Origin of the sequence: Nicoliella lavandulae, assembly GCF_037546185.1 — a bacterium.
Classification (GTDB): Bacteria; Bacillota; Bacilli; order Lactobacillales; family Lactobacillaceae; genus Nicoliella; species Nicoliella lavandulae.
This window is the reverse complement of the sequence record NZ_JAWMWH010000003.1, coordinates 13,824-34,962: the sequence shown is the minus strand read 5'-3', so window position 1 is coordinate 34,962 and position 21,139 is coordinate 13,824. Positions and strand designations below refer to the sequence as shown.

At 35.0% G+C, this 21,139-nt stretch carries 20 protein-coding genes; 11 read left to right on the top strand and 9 right to left on the bottom strand.

The window, feature by feature from the left end; translation table 11 throughout:
• Positions 1 to 4: 4 nt before the first annotated feature.
• The 6 genes from lepA to R4146_RS06745 form a co-directional block, all read right to left on the bottom strand.
• Positions 5 to 1,798 (bottom strand): translation elongation factor 4, encoded by a 1,794-nt coding sequence (gene lepA, locus R4146_RS06770; protein ID WP_339960701.1) that lies wholly within the window; start codon positions 1,796 to 1,798, stop codon positions 5 to 7.
• Positions 1,799 to 2,052: 254 nt separating this feature from the next.
• Entirely contained in the window at positions 2,053 to 3,285 is a 1,233-nt protein-coding gene (gene glyA, locus R4146_RS06765) for a serine hydroxymethyltransferase (protein WP_339960700.1), read from the bottom strand.
• An 81-nt stretch (positions 3,286 to 3,366) separates the two neighbouring features.
• Positions 3,367 to 4,221, bottom strand: coding sequence for an IS3 family transposase (locus R4146_RS06760; RefSeq protein ID WP_339960627.1), 855 nt, complete (start codon positions 4,219 to 4,221; stop codon positions 3,367 to 3,369).
• Positions 4,222 to 4,232: 11 nt separating this feature from the next.
• Complete coding sequence (locus tag R4146_RS06755; protein WP_339959675.1) at positions 4,233 to 4,742, bottom strand: helix-turn-helix domain-containing protein; 510 nt, start codon at positions 4,740 to 4,742, stop codon at positions 4,233 to 4,235.
• 346 nt (positions 4,743 to 5,088) lie between these two features.
• Complete coding sequence (locus R4146_RS06750) at positions 5,089 to 5,763, bottom strand: YoaK family protein (RefSeq protein WP_339960699.1); 675 nt, start codon at positions 5,761 to 5,763, stop codon at positions 5,089 to 5,091.
• A 92-nt stretch (positions 5,764 to 5,855) separates the two neighbouring features.
• Positions 5,856 to 8,201 carry an MMPL family transporter gene (locus R4146_RS06745; protein WP_339960698.1) on the bottom strand — a complete coding sequence of 782 codons (2,346 nt, stop codon included), beginning with the start codon at positions 8,199 to 8,201 and terminating at the stop codon, positions 5,856 to 5,858.
• A gap of 104 nt (positions 8,202 to 8,305) precedes the next feature.
• Here R4146_RS06745 and R4146_RS06740 point away from each other — a divergent pair, with 104 nt between their 5' ends.
• From R4146_RS06740 to R4146_RS06730, 3 genes are all read left to right on the top strand, one after another.
• Positions 8,306 to 8,815, top strand: coding sequence for a TetR/AcrR family transcriptional regulator (locus tag R4146_RS06740; RefSeq protein ID WP_339960697.1), 510 nt, complete (start codon positions 8,306 to 8,308; stop codon positions 8,813 to 8,815).
• Between the two features lie 63 nt (positions 8,816 to 8,878).
• Positions 8,879 to 10,045, top strand: coding sequence for an aminotransferase class I/II-fold pyridoxal phosphate-dependent enzyme (locus tag R4146_RS06735; protein WP_339960696.1), 1,167 nt, complete (start codon positions 8,879 to 8,881; stop codon positions 10,043 to 10,045).
• Between the two features lie 293 nt (positions 10,046 to 10,338).
• Complete coding sequence (locus R4146_RS06730; RefSeq protein ID WP_339960695.1) at positions 10,339 to 11,007, top strand: hypothetical protein; 669 nt, start codon at positions 10,339 to 10,341, stop codon at positions 11,005 to 11,007.
• Between the two features lie 612 nt (positions 11,008 to 11,619).
• Here R4146_RS06730 and R4146_RS06725 read toward each other — a convergent pair.
• A complete protein-coding gene (locus tag R4146_RS06725) occupies positions 11,620 to 12,048 on the bottom strand; it encodes a hypothetical protein (protein WP_339960694.1) in 429 nt (142 codons plus the stop codon).
• A 552-nt stretch (positions 12,049 to 12,600) separates the two neighbouring features.
• Complete coding sequence (locus R4146_RS06720; RefSeq protein WP_339960693.1) at positions 12,601 to 13,083, bottom strand: hypothetical protein; 483 nt, start codon at positions 13,081 to 13,083, stop codon at positions 12,601 to 12,603.
• A 464-nt stretch (positions 13,084 to 13,547) separates the two neighbouring features.
• Between R4146_RS06720 and R4146_RS06715 the strand changes: the two genes are divergently transcribed.
• The 3 genes from R4146_RS06715 to R4146_RS06705 all read left to right on the top strand — a co-directional run bounded on the left by R4146_RS06715 (position 13,548) and on the right by R4146_RS06705 (position 16,412).
• Positions 13,548 to 14,987, top strand: coding sequence for an amino acid ABC transporter substrate-binding protein/permease (locus R4146_RS06715; protein WP_339960692.1), 1,440 nt, complete (start codon positions 13,548 to 13,550; stop codon positions 14,985 to 14,987).
• Positions 14,984 to 15,712, top strand: coding sequence for an amino acid ABC transporter ATP-binding protein (locus tag R4146_RS06710; RefSeq protein ID WP_339960691.1), 729 nt, complete (start codon positions 14,984 to 14,986; stop codon positions 15,710 to 15,712). Before R4146_RS06715 ends, R4146_RS06710 begins: the two co-directional genes overlap by 4 nt.
• A 100-nt stretch (positions 15,713 to 15,812) precedes the next feature.
• Positions 15,813 to 16,412, top strand: a complete 600-nt coding sequence (locus R4146_RS06705) for an NAD(P)H-binding protein (protein WP_339960690.1) — start codon at positions 15,813 to 15,815, stop codon at positions 16,410 to 16,412.
• Positions 16,413 to 16,444: 32 nt separating this feature from the next.
• On the opposite strand, the gene R4146_RS06700 is transcribed toward R4146_RS06705, so the two are convergent.
• Positions 16,445 to 16,849: a MerR family transcriptional regulator gene (locus tag R4146_RS06700; RefSeq protein WP_339960689.1), complete on the bottom strand. Its 405-nt coding sequence runs from the start codon at positions 16,847 to 16,849 to the stop codon at positions 16,445 to 16,447.
• 143 nt (positions 16,850 to 16,992) lie between these two features.
• Between R4146_RS06700 and R4146_RS06695 the strand changes: the two genes are divergently transcribed.
• From R4146_RS06695 to R4146_RS06675, 5 genes are all read left to right on the top strand, one after another.
• Complete coding sequence (locus R4146_RS06695) at positions 16,993 to 18,264, top strand: MFS transporter (protein ID WP_339960688.1); 1,272 nt, start codon at positions 16,993 to 16,995, stop codon at positions 18,262 to 18,264.
• A gap of 137 nt (positions 18,265 to 18,401) precedes the next feature.
• Positions 18,402 to 18,689: a putative quinol monooxygenase gene (locus R4146_RS06690; RefSeq protein WP_339960687.1), complete on the top strand. Its 288-nt coding sequence runs from the start codon at positions 18,402 to 18,404 to the stop codon at positions 18,687 to 18,689.
• A gap of 90 nt (positions 18,690 to 18,779) precedes the next feature.
• Positions 18,780 to 20,084: a Y-family DNA polymerase gene (locus R4146_RS06685; RefSeq protein WP_373695360.1), complete on the top strand. Its 1,305-nt coding sequence runs from the start codon at positions 18,780 to 18,782 to the stop codon at positions 20,082 to 20,084.
• A 13-nt stretch (positions 20,085 to 20,097) separates the two neighbouring features.
• Positions 20,098 to 20,463, top strand: a complete 366-nt coding sequence (locus R4146_RS06680; protein WP_339960685.1) for a hypothetical protein — start codon at positions 20,098 to 20,100, stop codon at positions 20,461 to 20,463.
• Between the two features lie 312 nt (positions 20,464 to 20,775).
• Positions 20,776 to 21,003 (top strand): transcriptional regulator, encoded by a 228-nt coding sequence (locus tag R4146_RS06675; RefSeq protein ID WP_339960684.1) that lies wholly within the window; start codon positions 20,776 to 20,778, stop codon positions 21,001 to 21,003.
• Positions 21,004 to 21,139 lie beyond the last annotated feature (136 nt).

Below are 21,139 nucleotides of genomic sequence, written 5' to 3'. Positions count from 1 at the left end.
GTTGCTATTCATCTAAGTCTAATAAACTATTGAATACTGATTGCGGGAGTTGAATATCACTTTTAGTAGCTTGCCGTTTATTAATACTTTGGCGTCTGAGTAGCGCCTGTTTCTTAGAAACGCTATATTGATTACCGTTTACGGCGGCATTTTTACGAAGTGGTGGAATATCAACCCGGGCAATTACTCGACCTTCAACAGTTGCTTGAGCAGGCATTGGGTATAGTCGTCTAGGGACAGTGTACTTTAGCTTATGCACAATCTTTTGTGTTTGTTCAGGTGCATCAACTCGATGGGTGATGAAGGTTAATTCGTCAACTTGAGCATAGTTAATTTGAATCGTAACTTTCACAACGTCAGCCAGTTCATAACCACTAAACTCGGTACTGAAACTAGCATACCCGTGTGAAATTGATTTTAGTTGATTAAAGAAATGATATGCAATTTCAGAAAGTGGGATTGCATAAACCACTTCAACTAGTTGTCCCTGATTTTGCATGTCCATAAACGTTCCCTTGTGCTGAACTGCTAAGCGCATGACGTCACTTAGTGATTCATTGTTAGTTGTAATTGTGATCATTACAATGGGTTCCTTGATCCATTCAATTTGTTCAAAATTAGGCATTTGAACTGGGTTGGATATCATAACCGGTTGTGGGTCGTTAATTGTTTTGACCTGATAGGTAACGTTAGGAGCTGTGGTTAATACATCAACATTAAACTCGGTTTTGAGCCGTTCTTTAATGATTTGTAAATGAAAGACACCTAAAAAACCACCTCGAAAGCCCGGACCCAGTGCATCTGATGTTTCTGGAGTTAGCTGTAATGCCGAATCATTTAGGGCTAATTTAGTAATGGCAGCCTTAAAGTCTTGGTAATCACCTTGTGGAAAGATTCCTGCAAAGACCATTGGTTCTGCTGGTTGATATCCAGGGAGGGGCTTTGTACAACCATCGATTTGAGTCGTTACGGTATCACCGATATTAACTTCTTTAGCATCCTTGATTCCAGTAACGATATATCCAACATCCCCAGCTGCCAATGTTTTGGTGGCAACTCGATCCGGTTGAAAAAAGCCAACCTCCTTAGCAGTAAAGGTCTGTTGATTCATCATCAACACTAACTTATCGTTTTGACTAACCTGGCCGTCAATGATTCGAACGGATGCAATAACACCATTAAAGTTATCATATGTGGAATCAAAAACCAGGGCCTTAAGTGGGGCATTCAGTTGTCCAGTTGGTGCTGGAATCTCATGGACAATGGCTTCCAATACTTCATGAACCCCAATCCCCTTTTTGGCGGAAATTTTTAAAATAGCTTCCGCCTTAAAGCTTGGATCTAACGCCACTAATTGGTTAATCGTTTGCTCAACTTGGGCGTTTTGACTATCAATTTTATTGATAACCGGCATGATTTTAATTCCTGCTTTTTTAGCTAATCGATAGTTAGCAACGGTTTGAGCTTGAATTCCTTGCGTAGCATCAACAAGTAGAATGACGCCGTCACTGGCCGCTAGGCTCTTCTCGACTTCATAGTTAAAGTCAACGTGACCGGGGGTATCAATAAAGTTAAATTCATATGATTGGTGATTGTCAGCCGTGTATAGATTACGGACGGTTCGTGATTTAACCGTTACCCCGTGGGCTTGTTCTACTTGCATGTCATCTAAGATCTGATCATTATTAGCACTCGGTCTAATAGTCTTAGTTTGTTCCATGATTCGATCGGCCAAAGTAGACTTACCATGGTCGATGTGAGCGATGATTGAAAAGTTTCTAATGTTTGATTCTTTCATTATATTAAGTCTCCATTCTATGATTGATTGTATCTAGATATAGAATGGGAGATTCGATACCCATTCTATTAGAATTGAGTACCAACTAGCATAATTTCGTTCATTTAAATCACTCCTTTATAAATATTATATCAAACTAATTTGATTTTATAAATCTTTCATTTACTAAAAGTTAGTGGTAAACTTAAATTGCGAAGAAATAGATATATTTATGTATAAAGGGCGTCCTAAGCTGGTTAGGACGCCCTTCATTTTTATCTGGTAATGGGATGATCGTTCACTAATTGAACAACAGCTTGTTTAACATCGTTTAATTGATCTTCATCATTGGGATGGTTTAGAACCGTTACGATCAATTTAGCGACCTGAGTAGCATCATCCTCGTTAAAGTTTCGGCTAGTAATGGTTGGGGTTCCGATGCGAATTCCTTCCATAGTATTACCTGATTCAAGTGGTAGTAATTCCTTATTAGTAGCAATTCCTACTGAATATAATAAGTCAGCAGCTTGTTCACCGGTGAGCCCAGTGGCATTTAAGTCGAGGGTCATTTCATGGTTTTCTGTACCACCTGATACTAACCGGATTTTGTCATCAGCATTGAATACTTTAGCCATTGCTTGGGCATTATTGATCACGTTTTGAGCATATTCTTTGAAACTAGGTTGTAAAGCTTCATCATATGCAATCGCCTTAGCTGCAATTACGTGTTCAAGGGTTCCACTCTGTGAAATTGGGAAAACAGCATTATCTAAAGCATCTGCATATTTAGCCTTAGCTAAAATCATTCCACCCCGTGGTCCACGAAGGGTTTTGTGAGTTGTAGATGTAACAACATCAGCAACTTCCACTGGGTTAGGGTGTAGACCAGCAGCAACTAATCCGGCAATGTGAGCCATATCTACCATTAAGTATGCGTTTACTTCGTCAGCAATTTTGCGGAACTTAGTCCAATCGATGATGTGGCTGTATGCGGAAGCTCCAGCAATGATTAATTTAGGCTTTACTTCCTTGGCAATCTTTTCGATTTCATCAAAGTCGAGGAGTTCAGTTTCTGGATCCACTCCGTAGAAGTGTGATTCATATAGTTGACCAGAGAAGTTATGCTTTTGTCCGTGGGTAAAGTGGCCACCAGCATGTTCGCTCATTGCTAGGATTTTGTCACCTGGTTTTAAGAAGGCAGCATACACAGCTTGGTTAGCTTGGGTCCCAGAATGAGGGTAAACATTGGCATACTCTGCATGAAATAGCTTTTCAGCTCTTTGTTTGGCAGCATTATCAATAACATCAAGGGCTTCGTTTCCAGTATAAACTCGTTTACCAGGGTAGCCGACTGCGTACTTGTTAGTTAAAACAGAGCCTTGGGCTGCACGCACTGCTTTTGAAGCGATGTTTTCAGATGCGATTAGTTCAATCACACTGTCTTGACGGTTACTTTCTTTTTGAATTGCGTTCCAAATGGTTGGGTCTTGAGCTGAAAAATCATACATAGTTAATTTCCTCCTAATTTTAAACAAAAAAGACGTCCTTGATGTGCACCCCAAAAGTTGTACATTATTATATTGTTTTTCCTAGGCGGAAAGTTTCCGGTATTGAACCGGTGACTTTCCGCCTAGTTTTGTTTTAATACGATGATTATTGTAATAATCAATCCATATTTTCATTGACGACATTAAATCTTCTTTAAAGTCATAATTACAGTCCATGATTTCAGCTTTCATAATATGGAAAAATGATTCCATAGGTGAGTTATCTATACAATTCCCCTTACGGGACATACTTTGAAATATCTTATTCTTCTTAAGCTCTTTTTGCCAGATATGACTTTGATACTGAGCTCCCTGATCACTATGAATTGTCGTTCTGTATGGTAAATCCTTAACTAATTGAATAACTTCTTTCAACGGTTTCATAACACAGTTCATATTTGGATGGCTGCTAATGTTATAGGATATTATTTCACCAGAAAATAAATCCATAATAGGTGAAAGATAAATACGATGATTAATATCACAATTTCCATATCTGAATTCACTGATATCAGTACAGAGCTTTTGATATGGTCTGTCAGTATTAAATCTTCGATTTAATTGATTTGATTTAAGTTTTCCAACCTGACCACGATAGGAATTATACTTACGTGTTTTTCTTGAATATGATGAAGATAGTAAATTATTCTTTTTCATTATCTTTAATACTAGTTTGTGGTTAACACGGTATCCACGATTAGTTAATTCTAAACACACTCTTCTATATCCGTAGGATTTATTTTTATCTTTAATATCCTTGATAATTTTAGCGATTTCAGCGTGCTTATCAGGCTTATTTTGGATTGATCTAATATAATAATAAGTACTTCTAGATATCCTTAATGCCTTTAGTATTAATGTTTTAGTGGTATGGTATTTCAGCCTTAGTTCGTCGATTATTTTAATAATTACTTCTGGTCTTCTTCGTCGTCTAAGGCCCTCAATTTTTTTAAGAAGTCATTCTCTATTCTCAACATTAAATTTTCTTCTTCAATCTTCTTCAATTTTTCTTTATCGGTATTAGTATTGTTTGATTCGGCTTTGTTAGTTTTCCTTTTTGTCATGGCTTTTCTTTCCCTTCGGGACAATAAACCATCAATACCTTTTTGCTCTAGTCGTTTTTCCCAAGTCCAGATAGTTGATGGAGAAGGAATATTAAAATGATAAGCTGCCTCTGGATAAGATGATTTAGTCGTTTTCATCCAGTTTAATATATATTGTTTCTCTTTGGTAGAGTATTCGATTATATTCTTTCTTTTTTTAAGACCATTTAGTCCATGTTTTTTGTAACTCTTAACCCAACATAAAACAGTATTTCTACTTTTAACTCCAAAGTTTCTAGCCACCATTTGCGATCCCATACCGTTTAGGTATGCGTTAATTACATTTAATTTATCTTCTACTTTATATTTAGACACAAAAAAACACCCCAAAGTTTTGTACAAACTTTGGGGTGCAGTGCACCTTGTACTTTTGTACAAGGGCGTCTTCAACACTGTTCCACCTTATTTTATACCAAGCTCACACTTGATACCTCTAAGTCTTAATGCGCATTAAGATATCGATTTCTATTCATGATTTATACTTGACTGCCTTCATTCACTACTTTGGTATCCCATTTCACCTGATCGGATACTCGCTGGACGGAAGTAATTTGAATTACTACTTTCAAGTTGCATTAAGATTAATCCAAAAAAATTAAATTGTCAAACAAAAATTTAAAATATTTGTTTGCTTGGATTTAATGACATTTGTCTAATCAGCTCATATATCTGAATTTTCAGCATGTCGACGGGTTAAAAATAAAATTAAAATTAGTGGGAGGGTGGTGATAAAAATAGCATGTTGATCAATTAGTTTACCCATAAATCCAGTTAGAATCGAACCAACAATAAAACTAGCCACTACAATTACGGTGTCAAAAAAGACCCGGCGTGCTTTTCGATCATGATCTAAGACCATTAGGTAAAAGCTGGTAGCAGCCTTACTTAAATTACCGGTCATCATTAAGGAATTAAACGCCTTACCACGTAATAATTTAAATTCTTGGAGTTGCGCGGCAGCTGCAAATGCAAGTAGTCCGATTACTAATAGATCCGGAAGCATTTGAGAGACAATTCCGGTAACAATTAATATAGACACTTCGTACATTATGAAAATGCGCTTTCTGTTAACTGGCGATTCATTTCGTCGCTGAATGATTTTAGCAATCAAAATACCAACAATAAATAAAAAGATGGAAAAACAAAGTCTTAATGCATGCATAAAGTTAAATTGGCTAATATTAAGCCCCAGTAAAATTAGGTTTCCAGTCTGCATTCCAGCAAATACACCACCATGCTCTAGAAAAGTATAAGCATCAATACTACCGCTACTCATCGCTAATAGCGACGCGATTAACGGGGTTTCAAAAATTTTATTCGATTTAATGTAATTCACCGCACCTTGATTTAATTTAATACTATTATTCTAACATAAAAAAACGTTAATTTAGATTAAATATCTAAATTAACGTTTTAATTGATTATAAATTATTTTTTATTTTGACCAGGGAAATACCAGTTCGCTTTACCGAATAATTTAATGGTTGCTGGAACCAAAATTAGCCGGACTAGAAAGGCATCAAAGAAAATCCCAGCCGCTAGTGATAGTCCTAATGATTTGATCGTAGTGTTAGTAGAAAGTGCAAAACTACCGAAGACTGCAATCATGATTAATGCCGCGGTAACAATAACGGGACCACTACTCTTTAATGCTACAATCACTGAGTGCTTGTTATCACCAGTCTTAATGTATTCTTCACGAGCTCTAGAAACCATAAAGACTTCATAATCCATTGCTAATCCAAATAAAATCCCGATGAAAATTACTGGTAAGAACGAAAGAATTGGGGCTCCCTTACTGATTCCAAAGAGTGATTTTAATACACCTTCTTGAATCGTTAGGGTAGCAAAACCAAATGATGCTAATAATGAAAGCCCGAATCCAATCATTGCAATTAGTGGAATTAAGAATGATTTGAACATGAACATCAATAAGATGAATGCTAATGCAATAACAATTCCTGCGAATACTGGAATGGCGTTGTTTAGCTTGTTAGTAGTATCAATGTTAACCGCACTGACCCCAGTTAATGTAATCTTAGCATGATCATTCTTTTGAACATGTTTAGAGTAATCGTTGATGCTTTGGGCTAGTTTTTCAGTTTGAACTGATTCCGTTCCCTTCTTTGGAATTACAATAAACATGGCATACTTGTGATCATTACTAATTTGGGCAGGAATTGCGGAAATTGCCTTGGCTTTAGCTTCTGCTTGCGCCTTAGCTTGGTATTGAGCTGCTAGTTTTTGAGCTAAAGCTTGTTGTTGCTGTTGCCCCATTGTGGGATTCTTTTGAACAGCTGCCATTACTTGTGATTGAACTGATTTAGTAATTTGTTGTTTAACTTTAGCTTGGTATTCAGGACTCTTCATTTCTGCAATTGCCTTTTGGTTTGTAACGGGAACGATCATCTTAGTTCCATCCATTTTAGCAACTTTATTGGTGATCTTTTTGACGGTGGCTTCCTTTTGAGCATTAGATTGGCTGCTATCTAGCTTAACCACCCCAATTAACGGAGCATTGATTCCTTCACCGAACTTATCAGATACAATGTCGTATGCTTGCCGTTCAGTATTGTCCTTAGGCAATGAACCATTATATGGCATCCCTAAGCGCATGTTTCTGGCAGGAACCGCGAAAGCAATTAATACGATTACACTAATTAAAATTGAAATAATTGGGTGATTGGTAATACCATTTACGAGTGCACCAGGTTTGGCAGAAGTTACCTCTGGATTGGATGAATCGGCCTTGATAAAGCGGTTTAATAGTGAGATTAAAGCTGGTAAAAATGTAAGGGCGGTTAAAATTGCAAATGCCACTCCAACTGCCGCAGCTAATCCCATTTGAGTTAAGAATTCAATGCCAACAATACTGAGTCCAGATACAGCGATGATTACAGTAACTCCGGCAAAAAGTACTGAACCACCAGCAGTCTTAATTGCGTTACCAATTGCTACTTCAGGGTCGTTATCCCGGAGCTCATCGCGATAACGGTGAACAATGAAGAGGGCATAATCGATTCCGACTGCCAAACTAAGCATGGTGGCCAGCGTTTGAGCAACGTTGGCAATACTAAAGAATGAGGTACCAATTGTAATTATCATGATTCCAGCAATTAGTCCCACAATTGCACTAATGATTGGAAGCCCCGCAGTAACAAATGATTTAAATAGAATCAGTAGTAAAATAAATGCAATTACGATTCCGATAATTTCTGATGTACCACCAATATCGAACGGGGTAATTTGAACTGATCCAGTATATGCGACTTTAGTATCTTTATGGTCTGCAATCTTATTAAATACTTTTTGAACCGATTTAATTTGTGATTGAGATACTAATTGACTACTCTTTTTAAAAGTAATGTCAACGTAGGTAGTTGATTTATCCTTACTAATGATTTGACTAGTGTAAGGGTTGGTAATGCTTTTAATACCATTGCTATGTTTTGCATTCACATCTTTAATGGCTTGATTAACTTTGGACTTAATGGTGTTTTGGGTAACCCCATTGTGTTCATCATTTTTGATCACGACCTTCATTGTTCCGGCATCTACATCTTGATGAAATTCTTTCTTTAATTTTGATTGAATATCAGTAGATGGTAATCCATTGATTTTAAGATCTTGATCATAATGGGAACCTAGCTTACCGGCTCCGATAATAAACAAAATTAGAACAATTATCCAGACCGCAATGGATTTAAATTTATTACGGTAAGACCATTGACCTAACTTATTAAGTAGATTAGACATGTTTTCAACTTCTTTCATAATAATTTGTAAAAATATTATAAAACAGCATTATTTATTGTAAAATGTACATTATAGTGATACTGCACAATAAATAAACACTGAAGGAGAATTGAACATCGGCTATGAGCGATATGCGATTTAAGCGAACCGACCTATTTATTTTTCAAGCTTTAAATAATTTATTAGAGCAACGACCATTTTCTGAAGTTACGGTAAATGAAATCGCCACAACTTCAATGGTTCATCGTAATACTTTCTATCATCATTTTGAAGATAAGTATGAACTGCTACATCAATTTATCATTTTTGCGTTGAACAAGGTTAGTGTTGATATTGATATTTCGAAGTTTAACGTTGAGCCATTTCATGTAATCCACAAACTATATATGACGTCTTATCATAATTTGTTTAATCTACAACGCAACGATGATGAATTCATGAAAGTCTTTTCAACTACGTTTGTGGAAGTATTTGTTAAGGACATGAATGACACTGATAATATCTGGGCAATGGGTGGGATTTCGTCTATTATGACTTGGAATCGCTTAAATGGCAGCCCATATGATATGTTTGATGATTATGTGGAATTAGATCGTATCTTTAAGACCCATCAGTTTCCCAAGTTGAATTAGTTAAAATTAAATGGTAAAATGATTAGAAAAATATTATAACTGGTCATGTGGAGGGAAAATTAGATGGACTTAAAACAATTTATTAGTCAATCTGCTAGTCAGATCGAACCGGATTTAATTTCAATTTTTAACCAAAAGGTAAGTGGCATTGAAGGGTTAATTCCACTTACGCTAGGGGAACCGGACTTTAACACCCCTACGCATATTAAAGAAGCGGCAATTCAAGCAATTGAACAAAACGAAAGCCACTATACGAATCCAAGAGGATTAATGGAGTTTAGAACTGCTGCTGCAAACTATGTTCATGATAAATACGATGTATCATATGATCCAGCAACAGAAGTTTTAGCAACCAGTGGGGTAAGTGAAGCATTATTAACCACGTTCCTAGCAATTTTAAATGCTGGGGATGAAGTTATTATTCCTACTCCAGCCTTCCCAGTTTATGAAGGAGTGGTTAAAATTCCAGGTGGTAAACCGGTCTTTGTTGACACCTCTGATGATAACTTTAAATTGACTCCGGATAAGCTAGAACAAACCTTAAAGGCGCATTCGCATGTCAAGGCTTTAATTCTGAACTATCCTAATAATCCAACTGGTGCGACTTATGATCAGTCTGAATTATCAGCCTTGGCGGATGTGATCAAGCAGCATGATATCTTGTTAATTAGTGATGAAATTTATAGTGAACTCACTTATGGTGGCGCGCACTTTTCAATCGCTAAGTTATTACCAGAACAAACAATTATGTACAATGGTCTTTCTAAATCCCATGCGATGACTGGATGGCGAGTAGGTGTAGTATTTGCGAAACCAGCGATTTTAAATGAAATTTTTAAGATGCATGTATTTGCTAGTTTTAGTGTTAATACGATTGCCCAGTATGCTGCAATTGAAGCTTTTAATAACGGCCGTGATGATGCCGCTCCAATGAAAGACATTTATAAACAACGGCGTGATATAGTCGTTGCTGGACTAAATGAAGTTGGTATTGCAACTCCTAACCCATCAGGAGCCTTCTATATTTTTGCAACGATTCCGGATACATTTAATGGGGATTCAATGCAATTCTGTTTAGACTTAGCTCAACAAGCTAAAGTTGGTGTCGTCCCAGGCGTTGGCTTTGGTCCTGGTGGTGAAAGAAGCTTCCGACTTAGCTATGCAGCTAGTACTGAAGACTTGAAAGAAGCCGTTAGTCGAATTCAAAAATTTATGAAGAACATTAAGTAAATATAAGATGAATGTGAAATGCATCGCTGGTGGTTAAAAGGATTTGACCACTTGGGATGTATTTTTTTGTGAAGGGATGTTTAATTGGTTAATGAAAGGTGTTAATTATCGTCACTATTGTTTATAAATTAAATGATTTGGTTTTACATTTATCGAACATGAAATTTATGAAGTATGTAGATAGAATTTACTTGGGTATAAAAGTGTTAATTGACATCTTGTTATTTAAATAATTAAATAAAGTGATATAATATTAGTGTTTAATAATAAATTACATATTGGAGGATCATATTATGAACATTAAGAAATCGTTATTGTCTATAACTATGCTGTCAGCATTGATTGCGCCGGTTGCTTTATCTAGTTTTAATTCAGAAGGAATTGTAGCCAATGCTGCTAAGCATCATAAAACTAAAAAGCATCACAAACGTGCAAAAAAAGCTAAAAGAACTAAAAAGTCTAAGAATGAAAATAATAATAATATTCCTAGTGTTAGTTCTTCTAGTAACAGTACGTCCAATAATTCGGCTAGTTCTAATAGCTCTACAAATTCAACTACTCAGATTCCACCAGTTAGCAATTATTCATCAGAAGCAGAATGGTTTTTAGATAATGCTCCTACTATTAATAATATATATGGAAATACTACCGCTTATAGTAATGGATATAATGATTCTGCAGATCATTATACTCGATCAATAAGTTCAACGCAGTATAATAACAAGTATTACAGACTGGGATGGATTATTAGTGCCGTTAAGCATAGTGTAGGCAGTGATACTATAACTAGTAATGAGTCTGATGGTTATACGACTTCTGAGTATCAAAATGCAATTGATACTTATCAATCAGGTGTAAATTATATTAATAATCACCAAGATAAAATCGCTTCAGGTAACTCTGCATCCTTAGATAATGATGGAAGCTTAGCTGGTTCGAATAGTAGTTGGGATGGCCTTTAATATATAATTATTAAAGTTTCAATTGCAGTAAAAAATTATGAGAATAAGAACTGCTATATAGTTCCTTACAAAAATGGTTCCTGGCATAAGAAATGAGGATTTCTTATGCCAGGAACCATTTTTGTATTTCCATTAATGTTTATGTGATGCCTACTTCTTTGAACATTTTGGGATAGGAAAATATTGCATGTAATTGAGTAAATTATATTCAATAAAACGATAGTTACTTTCGAAATCATATCAGGCATCAGCTCAGATGAACTTATCTAAGATGCCATAAGTAATTATTAACTTAAAAATGATAGTGGTATCTTTATATGGCAAAAATGTAGTATCATAATAAGCTTCTATTTTGATGTACATAAGCTATAATTTTAGTAAGCATTTGTATATTATGCCATACTCTATATTCCAAAAAAGGTGTGGAGTTTTTAGCAAAGAAGTCGTCAACACATAAATATTAATATTTTCTTATATTATTTACATATTAATAATTCTGATTTAGAATACTTAAAAAACAATTAAAGACCCACATAAGTCGAACTAAAAAGTTCAACTTATGTGGGTCTATTCATGTACTTTATTATGATTTAAGTAACTATTAAAAATAAATTATTTAGCTAATACAAATGTTTCATGACTAGTAGGTCCAGCATAACCATACTGTCCATTAATGTGTTCCTTAGTTCTTGTTGCAAACCAAACTTGATCACCCTTGATCGTAAGCAGCATTTTATATTTCTTTTTGCTTGGAGAAAGTCTGGAATCTACAGCATACATGTTTTTATTGTACTTTTTAATATTTGAAAATTTATATACTTTCCATCCTTTCGCAATGGGTGACTTACGAAAATCATAACCATATGTTTTCATTGAATTTTTACTAAAGTATGTTTTATCATGATATCCACCCTGGGATAAATCAGTAGTTTGATACCACTTGTGAGCAGTTAAACTCTTTGGTAGGGAACTAGCATTTGCAATAACTGGCATGGACATAAATGCAACAACGATTGAAACAATAATTAACTTAATTTTCATGTGTATAACCTCCTTATTGTTAATACTAATTTTAACATAAATTAACATTAATAAATAATTTTATTATATCAATAACTTAGATTGATTTTATATAATTTTGATTCAGTTAATCTGTTCATTATTCTCATAATATTATATGCCAATCAATACTAGTGATTACTTTTTAATATTGGTGTTCGTTTTGGATTCTCTTAAATGTCTTATCTACCAAATTAATTATAATTCTTAGTGAGTGAACTAATACTATGTCTCTGTTTTGCTAGTGCAACAATTGAATCCATGTTTTTTTAGAACATGATTTTGGCATAATAATTCCTTTGATAATAATTAAACTCTAAAAGGTACGATATAAATGATAAATACTTAAAGAATAATGGTGTTAACCAAATACTTACTATTTAACATTCGTTCTTAATTAGCATTGATCTATCATAACCAAATAAAATATTTCAACATTGTTTATAATCGATGAAAGCGATATAAAAGGGACTAATTTCAATATTAAATCGAAATTAGCCCCTTTAGGTTAGGTATTATTTGTATAAACGGCTTCTACTTGCCGATGTAATCTTGATAGTTTTGGATTTTATCATTAGATAATGTATATGAATAATTATGCTTTATTGGCTTTTTAGTAAATACCATAAATGCGCCTTGTCTTTGGTAAGTTACTAATACTTTTTGATAACTACCATTAATTTTCATTTTTTTAGTCCAAGCAGCTAGTCCATCAGTAAAGTCACTTACTGTACCAAACTGGTAATAGCCCTTTAATTGCTTACCCTCGTTATTACTAATTTTATTACCATTCCAATTGAAATTATTCTTATTAATTTTAAGGATGGTGAAGTGCTTACCTAATTTAGAATTATCATTATCTACAAATTTATTGTAATTATACCAAGTTCCTCTAATTGAGCTAGGCGTTGTTCTTAAATTGCTTGCATGGGTTTCACTACCGATCATACCAACAATTGATAAACTTAAAACGGTAACTAATAAATACTTAAGTGTATTAAATAAATATTTTTGCATATTATATAATCTCCATTTCGTAAATTTTAGTACTATCGTTATAGTAGTTTACTAATTATAGTTTTGTCCAATTTGATAAGTTCTTAGTAAGAAAATAACCATCGATATTAAGAATGCAGGGTCGATAAAAATTAAATTTAACGAATTAGATTATATTATGTAGATGGTAAATACAATGTAGATAAATACTTAAAGAATAATAGAGTTAACCAAATACTTACTATTTAACATTCGTTCTAAATTAGCATCGGTCTATCATAACTAAATAAAATATTTTTAAAATTTTTTCGCTTTTCTTAAAATACGATTAAATCAATGTTTATAAACGATGAAAGCGCTATAAAAAGCAGATTATATGTTACATCTTGTGACATAAAATATATACAAATCTTAAAAATGCTGCTAAAATATTATATATAAATTAAAAATGTGTAGCGGTTATGTTACATAAAGGAGATATCGTCATGAAAAAATTAAAGGTGATCTTTAATGCTGTGGTAATATCGCTATTTGCGTTATTAATTGGAGCCGGTTTTTCAAATACGGCTGCCCACGCTGATAAGACCTATCAAATTGGTACGGATGTTACATTCCCACCATTTGAATTTGCTAATGATCAAAACAAGTATGTCGGAATTGATATTGACTTGATGAAGGCAATTGCTAAGGATCAAGGCTTTAAAGTTAATATCAAGCCAATCGGATTTAATGCAGCCGTTCAGGCGACCCAATCCGGTCAAATTGATGGTGTGATCGCCGGGATGAACATTACTCCCGAACGTGCTCAAACCTTTGATTTTTCCAATCCTTATTATAAATCTGGGGTTGTTATGGCCGTTAAACAAGGTGGTAGCGTTAAAAATCTAAACCAGCTTAAAGGTAAAAAAGTTGCAGTTAAGACTGGTACCGCCGGAGCTGCTTATGCAAATAGCATTAAAAACAAGTATGGTTTTAAGGTCGTTACATTTGATGATTCAAACAATATGTATCAAGATGTGCTTACTGGTAATTCAGCTGCTTGTTTCGAAGACCAACCAGTTATGCAATATAGTATCAAACAAGGAACTAAGCTACAAATCGTAACGAAGCCTGCTGATAGCGGTTCTTATGGATTTGCAGTTGATAAGGGCAAGAACAAAGTATTACTTGCTAAGTTCAACAGGGGACTTGCTAACCTTAAGAAAAACGGTGAATACGATAAAATCGTTAAGCATTACTTAGATAGTAAGGGTGCCAGTGATTCAGCTAACGACCGTTCATTTATGGGAATTCTTAAGCAAAACCGAAACTTCCTTTGGAGTGGGTTTAAACAAACTCTTTGGTTGAGTATTGTTTCCATTTTCTTTGCCACTTTATTCGGGGTAATCGTTGGATTACTTGGCGTGTTGCCTTACAAGTTCTTCCAAGGTCTTTCTAGTACGTTGATCTACATTTTCCGTGGATTACCATTGCTAGTGTTAGCATTATTTATCTACACAGGGATTCCTACCTTAACGGGAACTAAGATTCCAGCATTTATCGCCGGGGTCGTTACATTGATGTTCAACGAAGGGGCCTACATTGCCGCATTCGTTCGTGGTGGTATTAACTCGGTTGATAGTGGTCAAATGGAAGCCGCTAGAAGTTTAGGGTTGCCATTCTCCAAGTCAATGTTCAAAGTTATCCTACCACAAGGAATTAAGCTAATCATTCCATCATTTATTAACCAATTCATTATTACTTTAAAGGATACTTCTATTTTATCCATTATCGGAATTCTAGAATTAACACAAACTGGTAAGATTATTATTGCTAGAAACCTTGAAGGATTTAAAGTTTGGACGATTATTGCTTTAATTTACTTGATCGTGATTACGCTATTGACCTGGTTATCTAATTGGGGTGAAAGGAGAACTAGATTATGATTAAAGTAGATGTTAAGGACTTAGTAAAGGACTATGGTAGCAACCACGTTTTAAAGGGTGTTAATTTCCAAGTCCAAAAAAATGAAGTGGTTGTAATCATCGGTCCATCTGGTTCCGGAAAGAGTACATTATTAAGAACTTTAAATAAACTAGAAGAACCTACATCTGGTTCAGTTGTGATTGATGGTAAGAACATTGCTGATCCTAAGACGGACATGAATAAGGTTCGCGAAAATATTGGGATGGTGTTCCAACACTTCAACTTATTTAACAATTTAACTGTTGGTAAAAACATTATGTTAGCGCCAGTTGAATTGCACAAGGAAAATAAAGAAGAAGCGGCTGAACAAGCTAAGCGACTATTGGAAGTAGTTAACCTTTCTCAAAAATTTGATGCAAAGGTTCAATCACTATCCGGTGGTCAAAAACAACGGATTGCCATTGCTCGTGCGTTAGCAATGAAGCCTGATATTATGTTATTTGATGAACCAACTAGTGCGCTAGATCCTGAAATGGTTGGGGATGTTTTACAAGTTATGAAACAACTAGCCAAAGAAGGAATGACGATGGTCGTTGTAACGCATGAAATGGGATTTGCACGTGAAGTTGCTGATCGAGTAGTTTTCGTTGATGATGGTAGGATTTTGGAAGAAGGAACGCCAGAAGAAATCTTTGACCACCCAAAGAATAAACGACTACAAACGTTCTTAGAAAAAGTATTGTAAGATTATGAAAGCACGTATTTCAAACTGAAATGCGTGCTTTTTTATTTGACTTAAACCTAACTTTAACATTTATACTTAGTTCATAAATGAGGTGAAAAATATGAAAAAAGTATTGATTATTGGAGCCAGTGGGTCCTTAGGTCAAGCATTGACCAAACAGTTGTTAAATAATGATGATTATCAACTGACGCTGTTTTCACGTTCGGCAACCCAACTTAATATTGACGCTTCAAATGTTAAATTAGTTGATGGTAATGCGTCTAATCCAAATGATTTAGACAGCGTATTACAGGGACAAGATGCAGTATTTGTGGCCCTTAGTGGTAATCTACCCAAAATGGCAACGACAATTACGAATGCAATGAATAAAGAACATGTATCCAGAATTATCTTCATCAGCTCAATGGGCATTTATAATGAAATTCCAGAATCGGTTGGTGCAAGTGGTAACTTAGCTCACAATCCATTTCTACAACAGTATCGCGATGCTGCCGACATTGTGGAACAAAGTGGCCTTAATTATACGATTATCAGACCCGGTTGGTTTGATAATGGAAGTACTAATTACGAAGTGACTGGAAGAAATGAACCGTTTGGTGGCCATGATGTATCTAGAGCGGCGATTGCTGATCTAGTAACTAAACTCATCAATGATGATCATTTATATTCTAAAACAAGTGTCGGCATTAACCGACCATAAAAAATAGCAGCCGGGATAACGGCTGCTATTTTTTATGGTTTATTTTTATGCACTTTTTCTAAATCACGTAATTCATTTTCAGTTGCTTGCATGTGATCATTAAAGTGGTCAATTTTATAGTTCAAATGATCAATGGCTGCTTGAATATCATCCCGTTTTTCTTCCATGATTTCTTTTTGTTGCTTTAGTAGTTGTAGTTGATCGCTTTCACTATCTTTGACTTTATCAAATAGATAAATATATTTTTTGAGAGCATCAATTTCCATTCCGGCGGCACGCATAGTTTTAGCAAAGTTAATGCGGCGAATGAGATGTTCATCGAAATCACGGATTCCAGAATCGTTTCTATCTACATATGGAATAATATGTTCTTTTTCATAGTATCTAATTGTTGATGCTGGAACCTTTGTGATCTCGCTAGCCTTTTTAATATTCATTATTATCACTTCCTTTATGTTTAATAATATACACTTTAAAGTTAACTTTAAGTCAAACGTCACTTTTTAGCAAAAAAGCCTTGTCTTAAAGTTAACTTTAAGGCATAAAATAAGTTTAATTAATAAAACAGGGGTTGATTAAATTGAAGGATAACCGAAAATTTGGCATTATTCTGCCAATTATTTTAGTTAGTTATTTTATTATTTTATTAGACAATTCAGTTGTGTTCACAAGTACGGTTAGTATTGCAAACGAATTGAACATGAATGCACACATGATTGCATGGATTACAAATATGTATGCGCTAATGTTTGGAAGCCTACTATTATTAGGTGGCCGGTTGGGTGATCTATACGGTCGGAAGCGCATCTTTTTAATTGGATTAATTATTTTTAGTATTGGTTCATTAATGGTCGGGATTGCCCCATCCGGTGGCTTTTTAATTGGTATGCGAGCATTACAAGGTGTTGGGTCGGCTATCTTAGCCCCCACGTCTTTAGCATTATTATTGGATAACTATACTGGGCAACAAAGAAGCCAAGCGATTGCCTACTATGGAGTGACTGCTGGACTAGGAGCTAGCGTCGGATTGATCGTTGGTGGACTAATCACGACCTTTTATTCGTGGCGGTTGGGCTTTTTAATTAACGTTCCAATCGGAGTTGCGTTAATCATCATGACGATTATGTTTATTCCTAGTCGAGCACCAAAGTCTAAACAACAACTAGACTACTTAGGTTCATTCTTGTCGGTTATTGGCTTTTTAGCATTAGTATATAGTATTGATGGCAGTATCTATAAGTTGCCAGCTTTGATAGTTGCAATTATTTTCTTAGGTGCATTTATACTACGTGAAGCAAAAACTAATCATCCAGTAATGCCACTAAAATTATTTACTGATTCAGAACGTCTATCTGCATATGTCGCTCGTTTCTTCTACATTGGAGTAATGATATCGTACTTCTTCTTGGTCCCTCAAGTATTACAAAAATACTATGGCTTTACGCCATTAATGGCAGCAGTTGGGTTTATGCCTGAAACGATTCCGCAATTTATTTTTGGTTATGTTCAATCTAAGGCCGCACAACACTTTAAGAATTCAACCATCTTAGTTTTTGGAACTTTTGTAACTTTAATCGGAGTTGCATTAGCATTTATAATTGGCTTAAAAGCTGGTTATTGGATGGGTGTTGCACTACCAATGGTCGTCATTGGAATTGGCCAAGGATTCTCATTTGGACCACTGACTGCATCCGGGGTGGCTAATACGTCTGATGATATTGCTGGAGCTGCTTCAAGTGCTGTGAATGTATTTCATCAAATTGGTAGTTCTGTCGTATTATCATCAGTAATTGCATTAACAGCTAATTTTCATCCAGTACTAAATGCTACCATCATCAAACGGTTATTATGAGCATTTTAATTATCATTCCTTTGATTATGGCATTGAACATTAAACGAGTTAACAGGGTCCGTAACACGAATTAATCCACTAAACTTAAAATTATGTTAAAATAAATACATCCACATTAATTTAGGAAGTGTTTAATAATGATTGTAGTAAACGTTAGATTAACAGTTGATCCGAATAAACGGACTGATTACTTAGCCTTTATTGATAACTTAGTTAAAAATTCATTGAATGATGAAGGAAATTTAGCTTATGGCCACTACCAAGATGTTAATAATGAAAATCAGTATTTAATTTTAGAACATTGGAAAGATCAAGCTGCTTTGGATGCACACTTAAAAACGCCTCACTTGATTAACTTCAAGGAACACATTGGGGAATATACAACTGCTGCTCCAGAGTTACTATTTTTAAATCCGAATAAATAATTAAATTGAAGTCGCCGTTTTTAATGGCGGCTTTTTTAATTAGAATTGCATTTAAGAACATTTGTTCGTATAATATAACGATAAGGAGGGATTGGGATGGACTACAGTAAGGAACCGCACGGTGTGTTCATGGTGATTGATAATAAGTCATTTTATGCCAGTGTTGAGAGCATCAAATTGGGTCTTAATCCAATGAAGTCAATTTTAGTGGTGTTATCTGAAAATGATAACACCAACGGTGGCCTAATTTTAGCAACTTCACCAATGGCCAAGAAGTTGTATCACTTAAAGAACGTGGATCGAAAACGTGACTTACCAGACGATAGTCGAATGATTATTGTGCCGCCTAGAATGAATTTATATATTGAAAAAAACTTGGCAGTTAATAATGTATTTCGTAATTTTGCTGCAGATGCGGATGTCTTTCCCTATTCCATTGATGAATCGATTATTGATATGACTAAATCATGGCATTTATTTGGTAATAGTCATAAGAAAGTTGCTAGGGCCATTCAGTTGGCAGTTAAAAATCAGTTAGGATTGTATACAACGGTCGGAATTGGTGAAAATCCAATGCAGGCCAAATTAGCATTAGATATTTTAGCTAAACATGATCATGATATGATCGGTGAACTTACTTATGATACATTTGGTAAGGTAATTTGGCCAATCACCCAGTTAAGTAAGGTGTGGAGCATTGGTAAAAATACTGCTAAGCACTTAAATTCAATCGGGATTGAATCAATGGGTGACTTGGCTCATACCGATCCATACTATTTACAACGAGAATTTGGTGTAATTGGTGGCCAGTTATTTGCCCTGGCCAATGGAATTGATCGAGCCCATTTAGATGAAGTGATCAAACCACGTTCTAAGAGCGTTGGTAATTCACAGGTGCTTGCTCACGATTATCATAATGGGGATGACATTAAAGTGGTCATCCGTGAAATTGGTGAACAAGTTGCAGCACGTCTACGCCACCATCATAAACAAGCGACGACCGTTCACTTACGAGTTGGATTTAGTTATGCAGCCAAAGCAATTGGCTCATCAAGTGGTTTTGCGCACTCACAGACAATTGATCCAACTGATAGTACGAACGAGTTAATTAGTTATCTACTATTAATCTTTGATAAGTATTGGCACGGTGAGAGCGTTCGTAATTTAGCCGTTAGTTATGGTAACTTAGTGGATGAGCAGGGTGAACAAATTAATCTATTTGATTCAATAACTGCCCAGACCAAAAAACATGATGTTGACCAATTAGTTGATGATTTGCGGGATCGCTTTGGGGTGAATGCAATTATGCATCCCTATAATTTAAAAAAAGGAGCAACTAGAAATAAACGAAGTGGACTAGTCGGTGGTCATAATGGTGGTAACTCGTTTAAATAAGGAAGTGATAATAGTGGTAGTAAAACATCCGGTCGATTCAAAAACTGCTCAACGGTTTATTGATGAGGACTTTCATGATCGTGGCATGATGAAGTGGCAAGGGTTTATGTTAAGTGACCATACTGCTTACATTGAGCGTGAACAGCACCATTCAACGGTGGTGGCACGGCCAAAGCAAGCGCAATCAATCATTAAAGATATGATTGATCAATCGATCAACGAGATTAGAGCAGTAACGATTCAACTAGTTAACCATTCAGATTTGATTGAAGTGAGTGGAACAATCCGAGGAGTTCAATCTGATCAGTTATTTATAAAAACTAAAGCTGGAATCGAATCATTTGCATTAACTGCTATTAAAAATATTCGATTTAAATAAGCATAATTTCGTCATTTATCTGAAATTTTTTTTTACAGATAGCAATATCAAATTAAATAAACAGTGCCTAAACACGCTTAGGACGGGGGATTTAAGCCCGTTCTTTTTTTATTTAAAAAAGTTGTGTTTTTCGATGCTTTATACTTGTGTTATGTTAAAAAAGTGATATATTAGAATATGTAAATGATATATAAAGGTTTTGGAAATCCTTATATCATTTCGTTATCACGGGTAAATTTAAAATCTGTGAGCTTTACACTTGTGATATATAGAATATGTGTTATTCTTTAAGTGAATCGAGGCGATAAGGATATGAAAATAGATATAAAGTCGTATCTGGATAGAAATCAACTTTCGATTTACCGAGTTGCAAAGGAATCCGGTTACGGATATACAACCCTCCATAAATCATTTAATAAGAATCAGACAAGTTCTACTTCGATGAATCTGCGTGATTTAGATGCTTTAGCATGTGCTACTCATCAAAAGATGTGGCAAGTGCTAAAGGTGCTGGAGGAGAATTATTTAAGTAATAAATGATTCATTGCAGCTTGATTCTATAATGAGCAAATATGTAATTTTAGTTTTAAAACAATAAAATAAATAGATATTTAATAAAAAGAAATGAGGAATGTTTTTATGGCTAGATTTTCAAACGATCCATTCTTTGGTAATG

What these genes read in the sequence shown, in the direction of transcription:
- lepA (WP_339960701.1), bottom strand. Translation starts at nt 1,798, where the DNA reads ATGAAAGAATCAAACATTAGAAACTTTTCAATCATCGCTCACATCGAC.
- glyA (WP_339960700.1), bottom strand. Translation starts at nt 3,285, where the DNA reads ATGTATGATTTTTCAGCTCAAGACCCAACCATTTGGAACGCAATTCAA.
- R4146_RS06745 (WP_339960698.1), bottom strand. Translation starts at nt 8,201, where the DNA reads ATGAAAGAAGTTGAAAACATGTCTAATCTACTTAATAAGTTAGGTCAA.
- R4146_RS06740 (WP_339960697.1), top strand. Translation starts at nt 8,306, where the DNA reads ATGAGCGATATGCGATTTAAGCGAACCGACCTATTTATTTTTCAAGCT.
- R4146_RS06735 (WP_339960696.1), top strand. Translation starts at nt 8,879, where the DNA reads ATGGACTTAAAACAATTTATTAGTCAATCTGCTAGTCAGATCGAACCG.
- R4146_RS06730 (WP_339960695.1), top strand. Translation starts at nt 10,339, where the DNA reads ATGAACATTAAGAAATCGTTATTGTCTATAACTATGCTGTCAGCATTG.
- R4146_RS06725 (WP_339960694.1), bottom strand. Translation starts at nt 12,048, where the DNA reads ATGAAAATTAAGTTAATTATTGTTTCAATCGTTGTTGCATTTATGTCC.
- R4146_RS06720 (WP_339960693.1), bottom strand. Translation starts at nt 13,083, where the DNA reads ATGCAAAAATATTTATTTAATACACTTAAGTATTTATTAGTTACCGTT.
- R4146_RS06715 (WP_339960692.1), top strand. Translation starts at nt 13,548, where the DNA reads ATGAAAAAATTAAAGGTGATCTTTAATGCTGTGGTAATATCGCTATTT.
- R4146_RS06710 (WP_339960691.1), top strand. Translation starts at nt 14,984, where the DNA reads ATGATTAAAGTAGATGTTAAGGACTTAGTAAAGGACTATGGTAGCAAC.
- R4146_RS06705 (WP_339960690.1), top strand. Translation starts at nt 15,813, where the DNA reads ATGAAAAAAGTATTGATTATTGGAGCCAGTGGGTCCTTAGGTCAAGCA.
- R4146_RS06700 (WP_339960689.1), bottom strand. Translation starts at nt 16,849, where the DNA reads ATGAATATTAAAAAGGCTAGCGAGATCACAAAGGTTCCAGCATCAACA.
- R4146_RS06690 (WP_339960687.1), top strand. Translation starts at nt 18,402, where the DNA reads ATGATTGTAGTAAACGTTAGATTAACAGTTGATCCGAATAAACGGACT.
- R4146_RS06675 (WP_339960684.1), top strand. Translation starts at nt 20,776, where the DNA reads ATGAAAATAGATATAAAGTCGTATCTGGATAGAAATCAACTTTCGATT.